The sequence below is a fragment of the Hyunsoonleella pacifica genome (assembly GCF_004310335.1).
GTDB lineage: Bacteria > Bacteroidota > Bacteroidia > Flavobacteriales > Flavobacteriaceae > Jejuia > Jejuia pacifica.
This window is the reverse complement of record NZ_SIRS01000001.1, coordinates 418,382-435,412: the sequence shown is the minus strand read 5'-3', so window position 1 is coordinate 435,412 and position 17,031 is coordinate 418,382. Positions and strand designations below refer to the sequence as shown.

General features: G+C 33.8%; 8 protein-coding genes. All 8 read right to left on the bottom strand.

The features are described 5' to 3' along the window. Positions 1–2 precede the first annotated feature (2 nt). The 8 genes from EYD46_RS01600 to EYD46_RS01565 all read right to left on the bottom strand — a co-directional run bounded on the left by EYD46_RS01600 (position 3) and on the right by EYD46_RS01565 (position 16,967). Complete coding sequence (locus EYD46_RS01600) at positions 3–1,421, bottom strand: sulfatase (protein ID WP_130935303.1); 1,419 nt, start codon at positions 1,419–1,421, stop codon at positions 3–5. Positions 1,422–1,465: 44 nt separating this feature from the next. Beyond that, positions 1,466–2,953, bottom strand: a complete 1,488-nt coding sequence (locus EYD46_RS01595; RefSeq protein ID WP_130935302.1) for a sulfatase — start codon at positions 2,951–2,953, stop codon at positions 1,466–1,468. Between the two features lie 9 nt (positions 2,954–2,962). Then, positions 2,963–4,291, bottom strand: coding sequence for a sulfatase-like hydrolase/transferase (locus tag EYD46_RS01590; RefSeq protein ID WP_130935301.1), 1,329 nt, complete (start codon positions 4,289–4,291; stop codon positions 2,963–2,965). Between the two features lie 21 nt (positions 4,292–4,312). Beyond that, the gene (locus EYD46_RS01585; protein WP_130935300.1) at positions 4,313–5,734 is read right to left on the bottom strand and encodes a BNR-4 repeat-containing protein; all 1,422 of its coding nucleotides are present in this window, start codon (positions 5,732–5,734) and stop codon (positions 4,313–4,315) included. Positions 5,735–5,741: 7 nt separating this feature from the next. After that, on the bottom strand, positions 5,742–9,221 hold the full coding sequence (locus EYD46_RS01580; RefSeq protein ID WP_130935299.1) for a glycosyl hydrolase: 3,480 nt from the start codon (positions 9,219–9,221) through the stop codon (positions 5,742–5,744). Further along, the gene (locus tag EYD46_RS01575; RefSeq protein ID WP_130935298.1) at positions 9,221–12,616 is read right to left on the bottom strand and encodes a glycosyl hydrolase; all 3,396 of its coding nucleotides are present in this window, start codon (positions 12,614–12,616) and stop codon (positions 9,221–9,223) included. Before EYD46_RS01575 ends, EYD46_RS01580 begins: the two co-directional genes overlap by 1 nt. Positions 12,617–12,626: 10 nt before the next feature. Continuing rightward, positions 12,627–13,799: an alginate lyase family protein gene (locus EYD46_RS01570; RefSeq protein WP_130935297.1), complete on the bottom strand. Its 1,173-nt coding sequence runs from the start codon at positions 13,797–13,799 to the stop codon at positions 12,627–12,629. Between the two features lie 117 nt (positions 13,800–13,916). Further along, positions 13,917–16,967: a glycoside hydrolase family 2 TIM barrel-domain containing protein gene (locus EYD46_RS01565; protein WP_130935296.1), complete on the bottom strand. Its 3,051-nt coding sequence runs from the start codon at positions 16,965–16,967 to the stop codon at positions 13,917–13,919. Between the last annotated feature and the right edge of the window lie 64 nt (positions 16,968–17,031).

Below are 17,031 nucleotides of genomic sequence, written 5' to 3'. Positions count from 1 at the left end.
TATTAGTTACTTAAGAAATCTTTTCCCCATTTCTCCCTTAATTCTTTCGCCAAAACCTTTATTTTTTGTTGATATTCTGGTTTTTCGGCCAAATTATTTAGCTCTAAAGGATCAGTTTTATGGTCGAATAACATACGTGCATAGGCTATCCCATCATCTTTAATCCATTCTGTGTAAAATAAATCGCCTTTTATTAAAGTAACAGCATCTTTAAATTTTGATACTGCCCAGTCTTTATCTGATTTATTACCGTTTATAATTGGCACAAAACTTTTACCATCAACAGTATTTGGAGTTTCTAATTCCAAAAGTTCTGCTAAACTGGGATAAATATCTATATATTCTGTAATTGCATTTGTTTTTTGCCCACTTGTTTTACCAGGAACTTTTATGATTAGAGGTGTTCTTAGCGCAGTTTCAAAGGTAACATGCTTGCACCACAATTTGTGATCTCCTAAATTCCAACCATGATCTCCCCATAAAATTACGATGGTATCGTCTTCTAAACCTAATCGTTTTAATTCATCTAAAACCAACCCTATTTGTGCATCTATATAGCTTACACAAGCATAATAACCATGAATTAATTCTTTTGCTAAATCATCTGACAAATGTCCACTTTTAGGAATATTCTCATAGTTTCTTAATTCACCATATTTGTGAAATGCTTTCTTAGGTGTACTTTCTGGTTGAATATAACTTTTAGGTAATTCTATTTTCTCTCTGTCATATAAATCCCAATATTTTTTAGGAGCTGTAAAAGGCAAATGAGGTTTCATTAAACCCATTGTTAAAAAAAAGGGCTGTTTACTTTGCTTTAATTTTTGCAAATCTTTAATAACCTTTAACGCCAATTTACCATCTCTATAAACAGAATCATGTACCTCTGCCATTTCTATTGGTAATCCTCTTTTTGTGTTTTTTCTTATTTCTTGGCTTTCTGATAAAGCATAGCTCCACAAGCGATCTGCTTGCCACATTTCGTCCCATGCTTTTTTATCATCTTTATTATAATGATAGATTTTACCATTAGAAATTGTAGCATAACCATTTTGTTTTAATAACATTGGTAAGGATGTTGCTTCTGGAAAATCGACATCTTTTTTTGTATGCGCATTAACAAATCTTTTTCTAGTAGGTCTAGCTCCAGTCATTAAACTTGCTCTTGAAGCACCACAAACAGGTACATTACAATAAGCACGATTAAACACTAAACTTTCGCCAGCAAGTTTATCTAAATTTGGAGATTTAATATGATTCGCTCCGTAAAAATTTAGTTCAGGTCGCAAATCATCAACAGCAATAAATAGTATATTCTTTAGAGGCTGTTTCTTGCGAGAATCTTTATCTTTTATTTGATCAAATGAAAAACTGGTAAGTATTAATAAAAGAATCGGCAGATATTGTAATTTAATTTTCATTTTTTTGATTGCTATTTCAAATTTGGTTGTTTAGCTATTCGCTCTTATTTATTAACACTAGTTCTTGCTTTTTGCTCTACAAAATAAGGCTGAAATGTATATTTAGACTCTGCATCCCATTTTGAATTTTCTTTAGGTAAAAGCGCTTTCATTTTTTCTATTTGCGCTTTGTTTTCAGCATTACTAGCAATGTTTGTCCATTCATTTGGGTCTTTGCTATGGTCGTACAACTCTTGGCTTCCGTCTTCATACTGAATGTATCTGTATTGATCTGTTCTAACTGCGTGATTGTTCATTCCATACGTTGTTAAAGCATAAGACTCATCAACACCTTCATTGTTAGTCATTATTGAAACTAAACTTTTACCTTCATTTCTACTGTAAGCAGAAAGTCCACTTAATTCTAATAATGTAGGATAAATAGAAAGGAACTCTACTGGCGCATCAATTTTTTTCCCTTTTGGTAAGTTTGGTGCTGCAAACATTAATGGTGCTTTTGTTGCGGTTTCCCAAAGACCGTGTTTTGCAAACGTTTCTTTTTCTCCTAAACGATAACCGTGGTCAGACCATAATACAATTACGGTATTGTTAGCATATTGACTACTTTCTAAAGCATCTAAAACACGACCTAATTGATGATCTACAAAACTAACACAAGCTAAATAGGCTTGTACTATTTTTTTCCAATTGTCTGTTTTTTGAGCCCACTGTGTAGTTGGCATCATTGGTAAATCGTTGATCTGTAAACCAACATTAGGAATATCTGTCAAATCATCGGATTTATATGGCGGTGTTTGAATATCTTCTAAAGGGTATAAATCGAACCATTTTTGTGGTACATATAATGGCACGTGCACACGTAAAAATCCAACTCCTAAAAAGAATGGTTGATTATAATCTCTTTGCAAGCGTTCTATAGCCCAATTTGCAGAAGCATAATCTGGCATTAAGCTATCATTCTCTGGAAAAGCCCCCCAATCCGTACTTGTTTTACCATGAATTCCTTTAATACCTTTACCCCTACCATCCCATACAAAACGCTTTTTAGGTAATGGCCCAAATCCTTTTACACGACCACCAGATTCATTAAATACGCTATCTGGTGCATGAATATGAAACAACTTCCCTATACCCATAGTGTAATAGCCATTATTCTTAAAATATTCTGGAAGAAACGTAATATTTTTTGTTGCTGGATTACCATCTCGACGTACTTTATTATCAGGTGCCATGCCGTAAATACCAGTAGTTGATGGACGCAACCCAGTCATAATAGATGCTCTAGATGGCCCACAAAGTGGCGCTTGAACGTGAGCATTTGTAAATGTTACTCCCATTTTAGCCAACCTATCAAAATTTGGAGTTTGCACATTTGAAAAGTTATCTATGGGGCCAATCATATTGTTTAAATCATCTACTGCAATAAATAATACGTTGGGTTTAGACGTTGAATCTGTATTTTGATTGGTTTTCTCTTGTTTACACGAAAATAAAACGATCAACAATACTAGTAATACGAAACTTCTCTTCATAATTTTATACTATTTAGCTCTGAATGCTGCTATTTTTTCTTGCAAATCTTTTACAATTTCTGGGTTTTCTGCAGCAATATTATTCTTTTCAAACGGATCTTCATTGATATTAAACAGCTGTATTACTTCATTTTTCTTTCTTTCAGGGTCTGGAACAATAATCTTATATGGAGGAAAAATAGCCATATTGTAGTACATGCTATTTTCTATGGTATCAAAATCGTGAGCATATACTTCTCCAAAAACACCTTTACGTTTATCTAGTGCTTCTTCATCTAATACACTAAGTCCAGGTAAATTTGCAGGTTTTTCAATTCCTAAAACATCAAGAACTGTTGGTAACATATCAATACTACTTGTTATTGTACTTTTATCCATTTTTGGTGTTATTTTCCCTGCCCATTTATACATTATAGGTGTACGAATACCCATATCGTAAGGTGCGCGTTTAGAATGCTTTAAGTATCCACTTTTCTCGGGGTTTTGCGCCCAACCATTATCACATACATAAACGAATAATGTGTTTTCAGTTAAACCTTTATCTTCAATTAAATCGAATAATTGTCCACAAGTTTCATCAAACCACTCACACATTGCCCAATACTTTGCTAAATGCTCTGAATCTGTTTTCTTTTTATACTTTTCGAATAAACGTTGTGGAGGATTATGAGGTCTGTGAGGCAAAAAAGGTGCATACCATAAAAAGAAAGGCTTTTTTTCTTTTAATGCTAAATCTACATAGCTATTAATCGTATCTAATCCTTTTCTTCCTATTTCCAATCCATAATCTCCATGTCTCCCACCGCGCGTTGGATCTCCATGTGTCATACCATAATCAAAGCCACCAATTTTATGGTTACCATGCCACCATTTTCCAGTTTGAAAAGACAAATACCCTTTTTCCTTTAGCATATCTGGAAGTGTGGTTTGCTTTTCGAATGCCGAAATAACAGGCTTATAGGCTTCTGCTCTTTCTTTTCCGCGGATATTACCACGATTATAGACCTTATCATTTCCTAAAATTCCGTGGTCTTTAGGGTACAAGCCTGTAATGATTGTTGCTAGAGAAGGCGAACATAATGGTGTTGGCACATAAGATTGTGTAAAGGCTAAACTTTCTGAAGCAAATTGATCTATACGTGGGGTTTCAATATTTTCATCGCCCATGAAGCTATAATCCGTCCAAGACTGGTCATCAGAAAGAATGAATACTATGTTCGGAGTTTGATTTGCCGCTTCAGACTCATGGTCTTTTGCTTCTGACGTTTTGGTTTTATTTCCACAGGAAAAACATATCACTAATAATACAATATAACCTAGTTTGTTCAATTTGTTCATAGTTGTTACTTATTTGTTCTGTTATTTATTATTTTTTAAAATTTTTGTTTCTTTTTTTGAACGTTGTATTGGACCATTATCTCCTAACAAATACATTTTTCTGAAATCTGAACCTTCCTCTTTTTGTGCTACAATAATTCTAGCATCTGGATGTGGATTATCGATAAGCGCAGATATAATAAAACCAGAATGTTTTCGACTTAAAAAAATGGTGTTTTTTTTAAATGTTTTTCCTCCATCAAAGCTATCCCATCTACTAATTTCTCCAATATCTTTTTGGGATTGACTTTCTAAATACAAACTTACTTCAGTAGCAGAATGCACCTCAATATCTGCATCTCCTTTAGGTAAATTCCAATTCTCGTTTTTTAACCATTCTTTTCCGTCCCATCTAAAATGTTGCAAGTGCTTAGGAGCACTCCTTTTTGCGCCTACATCCTTCCCAACCATGATACCAACATGTGGATTTCCATTTGGGTCTACATCTGTTACTCCTTGAAATGTCCAATCTTCTGCAATGATACTTACCAGAGTTTTTTCATCTGCCATTTCTTTAGTTAAGGGCATTGCTAAATGTTCATTTTTAACATTTTTCCAGACAGCTGTTTTTGTATCAAAAACCATATAATACAAATTATGCCGTTCTGGAATATGACCTCTTACATCTTGCTGATTATTTCTATCTCTACAAACATGGTAATCAAATGCTACAATAATATCGTCTCCATTACCTTTAGAAAGCCATGGATACCATGAATCTTCAGCTTCTATTTCTGTTCTTCTTTTATGCTTTAAAAAGGAAACTGGCTCTTCAAATGTTTTTCCATTATCGGTTGATTTTTGATACACCCAATTGCTTCTATGTGCACCGTGGCGATAAAACAAATACATGTCTCCATTATCCATTTTTATAAACTGACTATAGGTTCCAAATAATGAAATGTTATCTAATGTTTCCCACTCAGAAATGTCTAATGGTTTTTTAGAAACTGCATGTAAATTTTTTCCATAATGATGATTTCCTAATGGGTTATTACCATCATCTGGTGTTCCTCCATGACCTCCAAACGCAATATGAATATATCCTTCATCATCAATAAGTAGTGCTGGCTTACCGTGATTGTCTATTTTTTTCTTTCTATTAGGGTCTTTCCCCATTTCACTAATACCCGCTTTAAAAGGGCCTTTCCATTCTTTAGTAGTATGGTTATAAGAAGCCACATAAGGATCTTCTAAAGCACCTTGATAAGCAATATAAGTAACACCTTTATGATAAACTCCAGAAGGATGTTGAACAATAGCCACTGCATTACCAAAACCATTATCGGCAAAGTAATCTACCATTTCACTGTCTTTTTCGCCTGTTTGTTTAGCTTTAGGTTTAGTTGTACAACCCAGCAAACAAAAACATATAAAAAGGTTTATATAAATATATTTAGTCATTAGTTCTCTAGAGCTTTACAGTTTCAAAAAATATCAATTTTACAGGACCTAACAATCCAGAAGTTAATAAATCATCATTTTTATTGTAATGATTCCAACTGACAAATGTTGTTATTTTTGATGCACGTTCTGTTTCGTTTATTAACCAGCCTGGAAGTGGTTTTGCACGTTTGCCTTTTCTTGGATAATCTAATTCCAATTTTTCATCTCCAATCAATCGATTAGTCCATAAATTGGTTACTTTAACTTCTAAGGTATTCTTGCCTTCTTTTACAAATTCGTCAATATTTATTCTAAAAGGTGCTTTCCATAATACACCTGCATTTTTACCGTTAACAATCACTTCAGCAATAACAGATACACTTCCTAAGTCTAATGCTATCTTTTTATTCGATTGGAGCATTTCATCAGACACTACAAAATCTTTCTTATAAGATGCTGTTCCAGAAAAATGTTGAATAGCTTCATCTTTAGTATCTGTCCAAGATATCAAATTAGGAAACGTTTCTTTTTTTGAAGTTCCTGAATTCATAGGAAAAGAAACTTCCCAAGCACCTGATAACTCCATAGGTTTTAAAACGGATTTGATTGCTGCCGTTTTTGTTTCTCCTGATGCTACCTTGTAATTTATCTTTCCTTCATAAGGCGTTGTCCAGTTTATTGCATCATTTTTAAATTCTAATGCAGGTTTTGATGTGTCTTTAGACAATTTTAAAAGTTGTTCTTTCGGAATAAACATCGTACGTTCTTCTCCATCCGTTTTATACGCAATTTTTAAAACGGGTTTATTTCCTTCTGGAATTTTATTATCAATTAATTTGTTAGATACCATAATATCATAAATCCCTGAATTTACTAAAGCTTTTATTTTATTGGTAACATCATAGGTTTTATAAGCTTCTGGGATGCCTTGGGTTTCCCCTTTAAATTTCCCAAAAACAGCTTTTAAGATCTTAAGGGGTTTATTACCAGCATCAATTGTAATATGTTCTCGTTCTTCTGCATAAATCTGCTTTTTGGTATCGCCAATTTGGTACTCCATTCGAAACTCCTTTTTGTAGCCCATTGCAGGGTCACAATTACAAAAAGCCCTATTCATTTTAAAATCTAAAGTTCCGTTTTTGATAGCATCATTTACTTCATCTGTAATATCTACCAAACCTTCTTGTAAAAAAGTACCATATTCTGCTTTTACAATTTCTAAATTAGAAAGTGGTTCTATTTGAGAAAGTTCTAGCTCTTTTGAAACTTCTAATAAATGATTTGGATTCACAGGCTTTTTAAAGACAATAAAAACCGATTCTTCCATGTCTAAGGATAAAGGAACTGTTGTTGTTCCATCTTCATTTTCTTTAAAAACTGCAACATCTTTTATTGTGCCTTTTTCTGAGTTCCAGATTTCTGGTTGCTTTCCTGCAACTCGAAAACGTGCTATAATTTCTCTGGCTTCTTTTCTGGCATTCGCTATAAAATAGATATCTGCGCCAGCTGTCTTTCTATGAATAAAACTCAAATCTGTGTTATCACTACTTTCAATCTTAAAATCTGGTGTTTTATCATTTAAGGCTTCTTCAATTGACAATTCTTTTACCAACCCTTTTGACCATAATTCATCAACATAAGTTGTAACTTCTTCATCACAATTTGGATAATTGCTTAAACTTGGCGATTGCAATGGTTTTTTTCCAATTACCTTTGCGCCACCATTGACCAATTCTTTTACTTTTTGAAGTGTTTCTGGTTTGATAAAATCTGATTCTGGTAATACCAAGAGGTTATACGTATTACCAACAGCCGAATAAATCGTTCCGTTTTTAACGGTTAGGCCTTTTAATTTATTCGCTCCAATCAAATCATAATCAAAACCCATGGCTTTAACTTCTGGTTTAATAAAGCCAGTATTTGGCGATGATTCTCCTGTAAACACTAAAACATCAGCCACATTTTTACCTTGTTGTAACAAATACTGAGAACGTGCTACATAATCCATATAACCCTTACTTTGTTTCCACCAAGTGTTTAAACGATTAAAATCGAAACCGTGATAACTTAAGGCCAAACCAGGTGCTACATCCCAAGGTTGATGCACATAGGTATGAAAAATAAATCGTGTAATCCCTTCTGCCCAAGCACGGTCTCCAATAGATTTTAGGTTTGCTGGGTGCTTGTCCCAACCACCAATGCCTGTAAATGACTCTGCACCTACAATGGCACTACCATTTAAATGCGCTATGGAAGATACAAATTTTGGCGAATCAAAAAACGGATAACCGCCACTCCAAAATTCGCACATCACAATATCGCCTTGAGCACCAACTTGCATATTATCAAAAGGCCCCCAATACGGTTCAACAGAAAATTTCAACTTGTTTTTATGGCATAATTCTCCAAAATGTCCATAATAGTTTTCTGCAATTAAGTCGCCAATAGTTCTTCTAAAATCCCAAAGAAATCGTTCTGAAACTTCTCCACTTTCTACATAATATCCTGCTAAAGTTGGTAAATATGAAGTTAAATCATAGCCTCTTAAACTTTCAAACTGAGCATCAAAACCAGCAGTCCAATTGGTAGTTTCTACTTCGTAACTATCAATTAGGCAATTATTAACTGTTGTTCCTACTAAATCGCCAAGTTTGTCAATAATCGGTTTTACGCCAGCTTTCCAATAGGCGCCTACTGCTGTTTTACTCATTTTATCTACCTCTAAACCTTTCGCTTCTGGTGGTGCTGGCCTGTTGGTTGTGCCAATTGGTGTATGCCCTAATCGTAAAATAACCCAATCGCCTTGAGGCACTTCCCAATGTAAAACCCCATCTTCAGATAACTTTGAAGTTATATTGATAATGGCTTCTTTTTGGATAATAGCCTCTTTTGCAATTGTTTTTGTATCTGGTAACAGATGATTTCGAATGCGCTCAGAAAGCATTTTATAGTCCAAACCATCAATTTTTAGCTTTTGTTTAGGCTTTGGAAAAGCTAATACTGCAATGTCTTTATAGTAATTAAATTTGATTTTCGGTTTTGGTAGCTTATTTTTAAATATTTGATTTCCTGTAATTACTATTTCACTAGACACCACCGTTTGCATTGCATTTTCTTCGGTAACCCATGGGCCTCCAGAAGACGACCAACCTGCGCTGTTATGAAATGCCATTTCTAAATCTAAACGTTGGGCTTCTTTTGCAGAATACTCAAATAAATCTAGCCATTCTTCACTTAAATATTTAATAGGTCCTTGTGGAAAACCGAGATGTACATTAAATAGTTGCACTTCTTGTATGCCTACTTGCTTCATGGCTTCTAAATCTTTGGTAATTCCAGATTTAGAAACATTTCCACTAATCCAATGCCACCATGTTCTGGCTTTGGCTTCTTTTGGTGGATTGTAAAACCCTTTTTCTAAAGTTGAAGTTTTAGGAGTATTTTCGGTGCAACTTACAAAACAGAAACACAGAAATAATAAAAGGATAAAGCTTGTATTTTTCATTATTTAGTGCTGTTCTTTTTTATAATTTTTGAAGTTGAAATAGTAACTGGACCAATTAATCCAGAAGGCAATAATTTATCTGTTGACTTTTGAAACGAATAAGCACTAAATGTTGTTCTTGGGCCATCTGGAAGTGGTTGATCGTTTCTATACCAATCTGGCATTTTTTTAAATTTACCTCTATAATCTTCATCTCCAAATCCTCTTTTAGTTCTTCTTACATCATACCCTGTTTGGTTTGGTAATTTTTCATCTCCAATTAAACGGTTTGTCCATTGGTTAGTTACTTGTATTTCTAATGAATTTTCGCCCTCTTTTAAAGCATCAGTAACATTTAAGGTGTAAGGTGCTATCCAACTGACACCAATATCGTTTCCGTTTACAAGTACTTTAGCAATCACATTTACTTTGCCTAAATTTAACTCAAACTGCCTGTTTGATTTTAACATACCATCTTCTATGTTGAAGGCCGTCTTGTAAATGGCTGTTCCAGAATAATGTTTTATTTTTTCTTCTGCATGAGTTGTCCAATCAAACAATTCATCTGTTTTTAAAGTTACTTTATAATTATCTTCTTCTCTAAAATTGATTTGCCAACTGCCTTTTATTTCAATAGGATTTGGAATATCATTCACGTTTACATTCCAATTTTCAGAACCATCTAGTAATGCATTGTAATTCCCATTTGTGTACGCTTGCATTTGTAAATTACCTTTATCATCTAAACTGAATAAAGGTTTTGGTAAGGTGTTAGACGAAGCGTAAGTAATTTTAGGACGTTTTGTCTTTGCTTCTCTAAATACAACAAAAACCGATTCTTGTGGGTTCATTTTTATGGAAATATCTGTTCTTCCATTGATATTGCTGTACTCAACTAATTTTGTAATCTCGCTTGTTTCTGCATTCCAAAGTTCTGGTACTTTTCCATCTACCAAAAAGCTACATTTTAGCGTTTCAGATTCTTTTAAATTATGATTATACACAAAATAGATATCTTCTTTTTCAGTTCGTCTGTGATAGAAATTAAAATCTGGTTGCCCTTCAACAATCAAATCTTTTTGAATGTTGTTTTCTTTAAGAATTTGCTCCCACTCTCCTGTATTGTAAGTTTTTTTGTTTGACCAAATAGCACTGACCAATGTTTTAAATTCAGCTTGCATGGCTTCTGTTACCAAATATCCTCCTAACTTTTTGGGTTTTCTACCAACAATTAAAGCTCCTTGTTGAGATAGTTTATGCAAACCTCTTAAGGTTTCTAAGTTAATGATCTCACTTTTTTGTAACGATAGAGCGTTATACGTAATTCCGTTAGGCAATTTTAATTTTCCGTTTTCTACTTTTAAATGGTTGATAATCACATCTGAATTTACACAATCGTATTTGTACGACGCTGGTAATTTAGGACGCATTTGTTTAGCATGAATCACATGACTTGGCGCTCTATCTCCCACAAAAACCAATACATCTAATACGGGATTTCCTTGACGTAACATGTAGGATCCTCTTGCCAGATAATCAAACCATTCATGACCAGCATTATCCCACCAAGTTTGTGTACGATCTATATGTGACCCTACAAAACTCATGCTCATCCCAGGTTTTACATGGGTATTGGATTGGTGTGCAAAACGATGAAACATATATTCATTAATCCCATTTGTCCACTCGTAATCCCCTTTTTGTTTAGCTAAAGCCGGATGAAAACTCCAATTTAATTTTGTACTCGTAAAAGCTTCCGCAGAAATTACATTTTTACCATAAATATGACCTGATGATACTGCAGCACGTTTATGATAATTTGTTTTCCCTAACCAAAATTCTCCCATAGGAATATCTGCACTTCTACCTGCATCTAAACTATTAAAAGGTCCAATAAACCCGTATGGTTCTACATAAGAAATTAATCCATCTTGATGGCATAGTTCTGTAAAATAATCAAAATAATTGGTAGCCATTAAATCGCTAGCCAATTGTTTCATATCCCAAAAAACGGCATCTATTGTGCTGTTATTTTCTACATATTTACCTGCATACATTAATAAAAAGGGAGTAAAATCATAGCCAAATCGTTTTTTGAACAATTGCTCCATGTTATCTGTCCAATTTTGTGGCCCTACTTCGTAACTGTCTATCTCTACATACTGCAATGCATTTGGGGCATCTACCTTGGCTTCTTTTATTAATTTACCTACAAAGGCATCGTAATGTACTTTTAGTGCTTTTTTACTGAATTTATCTACTTCTAGACCTGTTCCTTCATCAGATGCAGGTTCGTTTGTTGCTCCTGAAGCTGTATATCCAAAACGCATGATAGTCCAATTACCCTTTGGTAATTTTGTTTTTAAAACACCTGATTCATCCATTTTACCACTTAACACAAGGATGTCTTCTTTTTTGATATATGATTTTGAATCCGCATTTTTTAGTGCTCTTCTATGTCTTCTATAAGATGTGTACTCTAGCATATTATCTAGTGTTTCATTTGCTGATAAAGACATCTCATAAATATGAGTGTTCATATCCGTCACAATTCTGAAATAACGTGCTGTTACAGGTTTTAAATTTTCATAGAAATAACATTCGTCTTTACCAATACGTTCTGCTTTTGGTGTATTTACTAAAGTAAAATCGACACCATCATTTGACTTTAAAAGTCTAATCTTCCCTTTTCGATTGCCAATAAAAACAGACATAGAACGGATGGTATGGGCTTTACCATAATCGTATTGCACCCATTCTTTTGCTTTTAAATTCGTATAAGCATTTGTTTGTTTGTCTGTTGCCAAAGCTATTTCAAATGTTTCTCCAGAAGAAGTAATTATTGGATTTACATTTTCATCAATTAATTCCGTTTCTAAAGATGGGTAAGCTAAAACAGCAATATCTTTATAGTAATTGTGTCTTGCTGGTGGTTTTGGTAAGGTTAGTTTTACTTTTTTTCCTCCTTCTACAATCAGTTGACTATTTACTACAACTTTCATGGCATTTTCTGGAGTTACCCAAGGTCCTCCACTAGAGGTCCAACCATCACAATTATGCACCCCAAAACTCAATCCAAGCTGTTCGCATTCTTTTGCCCCATGTGCTAAAATATCTCGATGTTCTTGCGAATTGTATTTTACGTCACCTTCTGGCAAGCCCATCGTTACATTAAACACTAATACACCACCTATACCAGCTTCTTTTATCGCTTTTAAATCTTTAGTAAACCCTTCTTTTGAGGCATTGCCACTGTTAATATGGTACCATGTTCTAGGTTTGGAGGCTTGTGGCGGGTTTTTAAAGCCTGCTTCTAGCGTTGTTGCATTTATATTTTTATGCTGTGCTGAAACTTTCTTACCACAAGACAATACCAATAAGAAAACATACAAAAAAAAAGTTACTATATATCTCATATCTATATCCCTAATCTTTAATTTTATTTTTTTGATTTATTTGCTTGAGTGTATCATCAAAAGCATGCTCTTTAAAATATTTTTTAATGTATTTCAAATCTGCTACTAATTTTTCTTCTGCATGCTTTCTACTTTTAATTTGTTTATGCTCCCATTTTTTCTTATTAGTTAGGTATGGAATCATATACTGATAGCCTGCCTTTATACTTCTACCATCTTCAGAAGACATTTCCCAAAGATTTACACCTACCTTTTTACTAATAACTGCCAACTCTAAAAATCCATGTAAATTCATGGCTGAATATGAAAATGATTTTGTTCTTGCCAATTCTAATGGTTGACTGCCATTTGGTTCTATTTGACTAAAAATTCTAGCTTTCGTTATTGTTGAAAGATATGTTTTAACCTCTTCTATTCGGTTTAAATAAATTAGAATGTTAAGCAATTGAGCATCGTAATGCGTTCCATGATTATTTTTTCTAGTGGCTTCTTCTTTTCCTAATTCACTATTTTGCAACCAAGAGCTATATGCTGTAAACCAGCTAACCATCGCTTGTTCAGTTTTAGAATCAAGAATTCCTTTACATTTAGCGATTTCTAAAAATTTTATCACTTCAACGATATCTCCAAATTCTATGATGCCAAAACATCTGCCTTCATAACGACCAGGAACACTTTGTCCATATTTAAGATTAGGGTTCATTTTTGTATTATCATTTACAAACCAAGCCTTAATAAATGCTATATTTTTTTCAGCATACTTTTCATCAGCACTAAAAAAATAAGCTCTAGTAAGCGTTTTTACCGCCGAAATAAAATTGCTTTTTTCTACAATATCTGTGTAACTATTTCGAGTTTCTGGATTTATTTCCCCATCTTTTCTAAGATAAGGCAATCCATCTTTTGTATTTGGATTTGGCCACCAATAAGGCCCAATACTCATGTAATCATGTTTGGTTTTACTGGGTGGAACACCTGTTTTATGCACTACAGAAAACACATCTCTACTTAATAATTTATTTGCCTGTTTGATTAATGCTTTATACTCTCTTTTGGTTATCGATGCTTGTTGTGCTTCTAACTTATCAAATGCAGTAACGTAGACTTTTTGATTTTGCTTTTGAGCAATTAATAATAATGAACAAAAAAGGTAAGTACCAACAAATGCTAGAATACGTATCACTGTTCTCTTAAATAAATACCTTATTACTTACTATCATTATTACTACTAAACTTGAATAGTAAAACATTTAGCACAAGTAAAACACCTATTATGTATACAACTGTCATCAAATTTTATCTAATCTATAAATAGCTCATCTATATATGGCCCACTCTTCCCTGCTGTTTCAAGTTTTATATTATTGGCCCCTGCTTTTAAGGTAATAATAGTGGGTACAAATTTCCATTCCTTCTCCCAACCGCCTGTTGGTTTAAACTCTAATGTTCTTATATACTCATCATTAACATAAAGTTTCATAGGGTGTAGCTCACCTTGATTATTATGCATGTATCTAAAGCGTATACTATAATCGCCTTGTTCTCCATCATTTTCTTGGTACCAAGTAATAGCACCTTCTCCATTTTCAAATTCAACAAATCCACTTCCCTTATAACGACGTGCCTTTGAACTTGCTTTTGCTGTTCCTTCAAGGTTGCCCTCTTCGGCAGAAATATTAACACCTCTACCTATCCACATATCTGCAGAATGTTCATTGCCCCAAAATAATCCTTCATTAGCCCCAAAAATTTCTTGCATCTCTAACACAGTTATTCCTTTTTGTTTTACCACCGCCTTAACTACCGTACCATCTATAATACTAAATGGTTTAGAATATAGCTGTCCATTGGTTAAAGGATTACTTCCATTTGTTGTATAAAGGATTTCTAATTCTGAAGACTTTGAATTTCCGATAAGAGTTATTTGCTCAGCTTCTATACTTATTAAATTAGAAACATATAAACTTTTATCTCCTAAAATGGCTCCAGTAATAATAGAAGCTTGTTGTGCATTAGGCTGTTCTTTTAAAAATAATCGCGTTTTTCCGAAGAACATTTTTCTAAAATCTGATTTTGTACGACTAGTAGGGTCTATAGGGTCTCCATTCTCCATAGAAACCTTAGTTAAATCTCCATTTACTTTATAATACACTCTATTTTCTGCATAAGGAAAAAGATTATTCGAATTATCTAAACCTTGAGATGTAACTATAAAATTCGCAGGAAAACCATCTTCAGCAGATAGCTTTTCTATACTTGTTCTTAATTTTGATGGTTGCTTACTTGTACTAAAACTTGTTCTTTTAACTTCTTTGTCATCAATGTATGCTACAGCTTCTAGTTTACCTTCTTCATAAGGTACCATCCAATCACACTGCATTTCATTCCAAACTTTTCCTGGTGTGTCTTTACCCAAGGATTTTCCATTTAAAAATAGCTCAACCTCATCTGCATTAGAATATACCCAAACTGGAATAACAGTTCCTTTTTCCATTCTTGGATGCGTCCAATGTGGTAATATATGAATCATAGGCTCATCAGTCCATTGGCTTTTGTAGAAGTAAAACAAATCCTTTTTAAATCCAGCAACATCTAATGCGCCTCCCATAAATAAATTAAATGGTAACCCTCCATGAACTAAACCTGCTTCTCCATAATAGTCGAAACCTGTCCAGCGAAAATGACCACTGTGCCATGGCGTATCACGCATTACTTCCCAATATTTTCTAGCTGAAACACGTACTGTAGCATTATCATAAGAAGAATTAAAACGTTGCTTTCTATTTCTCCAATCTTTTGGATTTAACCCTTCATAAAAGAAAATTTCTTTTTCAGTTAAATTAGGCAGCTCATAAGTACCTGGTAATTCGTTATCTCTCCACCACGTTTGCGTTCTGTAATAGCCTCTTGTTTGCCATGTATGCGGAGCTTCTGTAGAAATAAATGGTTTCTCGAAGCGTTTATTCTCTATAAAAGACTTTGTCTCTGAGCCACCATTAACACCTTGAATATCCATATCTTCAGGATTACCTGCTCCTGAAGTGAATAATCTAGTTGGGTCTAAATTTCTGCCAAATTTTACCATTTCTGGTGCTACATCACTATGGGTTTCATTCCCTAAGCTCCATACAAAAATACTTGGATGATTTCTATCTCTAGTTATCCATTCTTTTACATCACGTTGCCACCATTCATCAAAGGCTTGTTTTCCATAATCTTGAGGAGCCTTCTTATGCCAGCCATCAAAAATTTCATCCATTACTAACAAACCAATTTCATCACATATATCATAAAACATAGGTGGTGTAGGGTTATGAGAAGGTCGAATGGCATTAATACCCATATCTTTTAAACTCTGTAACTTCCAACGTAACATAGGTTTTGTCCAAGCACCGCCAATAGGCCCCCCCTCCCAATGTTCACAAACACCTTTTAATTTTATATTTTTTCCATTTAACCAAAAGCCCGTTTCTGTTTTCCATTCCACAGTTTTAAATCCAAATATAGTTTCTACTTCATCAATAACCTCTCTTCCATCTAAAATTTGGGTAACTGCTTTATATAACGTTGGACTTTCTGGGCTCCATAGTTTTGGGTTTTTAATCTCAAATTGTAAACTTTCAAGTTTTAGTTGATACTTAGAGTCTGAACTTTCTAATGTTCCAATAGTATTAGTTAACTCTTTTCCTTCTGGAGAGAATAGTTTTACCTTGTATTTTAGCTTTTCTATTTGCCCATTGATTACTGCATCAATAACAACCTTTGCTTCATCTTTAGTGATAGAAGGCGTCTTAACAAAAATACTATTTGGAGCAAAGTGCGTGGGATTTACCTCAATTAATTTTACAGGTGCATAGATTCCACATGGATGATACCAACGTGCAGAAGGCTCTAAGCTGTTATCTACTCTCACTGCTATAGTATTTTTACCTTCTTTTAAATACTTTGAGATATTATATCTAAAACTGATATAGCCATAAGGTCTTTTAGCAATATAGTTACCGTTAATCCAAACTTCGCTATTCATGTATACTCCGTCAAAATTGATGTAAGTAGTTTTAGAAAGACTTTCTTTGCTTACTTCAAAATTTTTACGGTACCAACCTATACCACCATCATGATAACCTCCTCCTTGACCTTGATCTCCTCCTTTACGTACTCCTTTTTCAAAAGACCAATCATGTGGTACATTTAAAGTTTGCCAAGAAGTATCATCTATCTTTTCTTTTGAAAATGTTGAATTGTCTTCTAAAATAAATTTCCAATTATTATTAAAGTTGGATATATGCCTTTGTGAATAACTAAAAGAAATGGTAAGGACTAAAAATAGTATTGTTAGGGTGTTTTTCATTAGTTTGTTTTGTAGTGAAACAAACTTAACTTTTAAAACTCTATAAATAATCCTGTTGTGTCCT

Coding starts and splice junctions, on each gene's coding strand:
- EYD46_RS01585 (WP_130935300.1), bottom strand. CDS start 5,734: ATGACTAAATATATTTATATAAACCTTTTTATATGTTTTTGTTTGCTG.
- EYD46_RS01590 (WP_130935301.1), bottom strand. CDS start 4,291: ATGAACAAATTGAACAAACTAGGTTATATTGTATTATTAGTGATATGT.
- EYD46_RS01600 (WP_130935303.1), bottom strand. CDS start 1,421: ATGAAAATTAAATTACAATATCTGCCGATTCTTTTATTAATACTTACC.
- EYD46_RS01580 (WP_130935299.1), bottom strand. CDS start 9,221: ATGAAAAATACAAGCTTTATCCTTTTATTATTTCTGTGTTTCTGTTTT.
- EYD46_RS01595 (WP_130935302.1), bottom strand. CDS start 2,953: ATGAAGAGAAGTTTCGTATTACTAGTATTGTTGATCGTTTTATTTTCG.
- EYD46_RS01565 (WP_130935296.1), bottom strand. CDS start 16,967: ATGAAAAACACCCTAACAATACTATTTTTAGTCCTTACCATTTCTTTT.
- EYD46_RS01575 (WP_130935298.1), bottom strand. CDS start 12,616: ATGAGATATATAGTAACTTTTTTTTTGTATGTTTTCTTATTGGTATTG.